Origin of the sequence: Trinickia sp., from assembly GCF_051961175.1 — a bacterium.
Taxonomy (GTDB): domain Bacteria; phylum Pseudomonadota; class Gammaproteobacteria; order Burkholderiales; family Burkholderiaceae; genus Trinickia.
Map to the genome: position 1 here is coordinate 1 of NZ_JBQCDN010000285.1, position 2,533 is coordinate 2,533.

The window sequence follows — 2,533 nt, forward strand, 5'->3', positions numbered from 1 at the left end:
GCCCCGGGTGACGTTGCGCCCACAACCACCGGGGGCTTCAGTGGGGGGCGGGGGGGGGGGGGGGGGGGGGCCCCCCCCCCCCCCCCCACCCGCGGCGGCTACGCTTGCCGTCGCCGCATGCCGGGAATGCGCTTGATGACACCGGTGGCGAGCGCGGTGCCGACGAGGACGATGGCACAGCCCTCGATCATGCCGGCATTGACCTGCTCGTTCAGGAACAGTGCGCCCCAGAGAATGCCGAAGACGGGAATCACGAACGTGACCGTGATCGCGCGCGCCGGGCCGGCGACGTTGATCAAATGGAAGAAGATGAGGTAGGCGATGCCGGTGCAGGCCACGCCCAGGCTCAGGACGGCGCCCCACGCGTGCAGTGACACGGGGCCGGGCGGCCAGCTGGCGATGGCGAACGGGAAGAGCGCGAGGCTGCCGCCGATCATGCTGCAGGTGGCGAGCGTCAGTGAATCGACGCCCGTCAGGTTGCGCTTCGTATAGTTGGCGGCAATCCCAGAGAGCAGCGCCGCGCCGGTGGCGGCGAGCGCCGCCAGGGCCGTCGCTGCCGGCGAAGGTGCGAGGGCGCCATGCGGCGCGGCGATTTGGCCCCAGACGAGCGAGACCACGCCAGAAAATCCGATCAGCATGCCGAGCGTGCGCAGCGGCGTCAGGCGATCCTTGAGCCAGACAAAGGCGACGAGTGCGCCCCACAGCGGGGTGGTTGCATTGATGACCGACGTCAAGCCCGCCGAAAGCGTCAATTCGGCGAATGCGAACAGGCAGAACGGCGCAGCTGAATTGAGCACGCCGACGACGAATAACGGCAGTGCCTTCTCGCGCAGCGTCGCCAAGGAAGCGCGCGGCGTGCCGCGCGCGGCGAGCATGAGCACCAGCACCAAGGCGCCGATCACCACGCGCAGCGCCATGAGCGGCGCCACCCCGAACTCGGCAACCCCTACGCGAATGAATAGGAACGACGCGCCCCACAAGGCGGCGAGCACAAGCAATTGGATAATGTGGCCAGGTTTCATGGGATCTCGAGCGACAGACGTGTCTACGTTTTTATTGAACTGTTTCTTCGGATAATCGGATAACCGAAATGCATGGTATCACCGCGCCTTTGTTCGATACTTCAGCCCGACATGAAATGGCAAGAAACAGGAGATCAATGGCCGGAATTGATCGTCGATCGATCTTTAGGGTCAGTCGATGGGGGGTACAGATGGTAGTCAACGACAGTAAGTGCCGGACGATGTGCGATAGCCGAACGGGTGGCGCATCAACGAAAACGGGGCGCCGTGAGCGCCCCGTCGGTGCCGCTTAGTGCACGGCGAGCGAGGCAAATTCGTGCCACTCGCTGTGCGCTTTTTTAGCGTTATTGCTGCGTCATGACAGCCTTTAATGCGGCCTTATTGCCGCTGATAGATCTGCGCACCGCTCTTGACGAACTCGACGGCTTTTTCCTCCATGCCCTTCGAGAGCGCGGCTTCATCGGACACACCCTGCGCCGCGGCGAAGTCGCGCACGTCCTGCGTGATCTTCATCGAGCAGAAGTGGGGCCCGCACATCGAGCAGAAGTGCGCGACCTTCGCCGAATCCTTCGGCAGCGTCTCGTCGTGAAATTCACGTGCCTTGTCGGGATCGAGGCCGAGATTGAACTGATCTTCCCAGCGGAACTCGAACCGAGCCTTCGACAGCGCGTTGTCGCGCACCTGCGCGCCCGGATGACCCTTGGCCAGATCGGCCGCGTGCGCCGCGAGCTTGTACGTGATGATGCCTTCCTTGACATCGTCTTTGTTCGGCAGCCCGAGGTGCTCCTTCGGCGTGACATAGCAGAGCATCGCCGTGCCGAACCAGCCGATCATCGCGGCGCCGATGCCCGACGTGATGTGGTCGTAGCCGGGCGCGATGTCGGTCGTGAGCGGCCCGAGCGTATAGAAGGGCGCCTCGTCGCACCATTGCAGCTGGAGATCCATGTTCTCCTTGATGAGCTGCATCGGCACGTGGCCGGGGCCTTCGATCATGACCTGCACGTCATGCTTCCACGCCGTTTGCGTGAGCTCGCCGAGCGTCTTCAGTTCGCCGAGCTGCGCTTCGTCGTTGGCGTCGTAGATCGAGCCGGGACGCAGGCCATCGCCGAGCGAGAAGCTCACGTCGTACGCCTTCATGATTTCGCAGATGTCTTCGAAGTGCTCGTACAGGAAGCTCTCCTTATGGTGTGCGAGGCACCACTTCGCCATGATCGAACCGCCGCGCGAGACGATGCCCGTCATCCGGTTCGCCGTGAGCGGCACATAGCGCAGCAGTACGCCGGCATGGATCGTGAAGTAATCGACGCCTTGCTCGGCCTGTTCGATGAGCGTGTCGCGGAAGATCTCCCACGTGAGGTCTTCGGCCTTGCCGTTCACCTTCTCGAGAGCCTGGTAGATCGGCACCGTGCCGATCGGCACCGGGCTGTTGCGGATGATCCACTCGCGCGTTTCGTGAATGTGCTTGCCCGTCGACAAATCCATGACTGTGTCGCCGCCCCAGCGGATCGCCC

Annotated in this window: 2 protein-coding genes; both read right to left on the reverse strand. The window is 63.6% G+C overall.

From position 1 onward, the window contains the following. Window positions 1-98 precede the first annotated feature (98 nt). Window positions 99-1,022, reverse strand: a complete 924-nt coding sequence (locus ACTHL0_RS17120; RefSeq protein ID WP_440568009.1) for a DMT family transporter — start codon at window positions 1,020-1,022, stop codon at window positions 99-101. Between the two features lie 378 nt (window positions 1,023-1,400). Further along, window positions 1,401-2,533: phosphomethylpyrimidine synthase ThiC (thiC, locus tag ACTHL0_RS17125; protein ID WP_440568010.1), on the reverse strand; the 1,133-nt coding region annotated here is incomplete at its 5' end.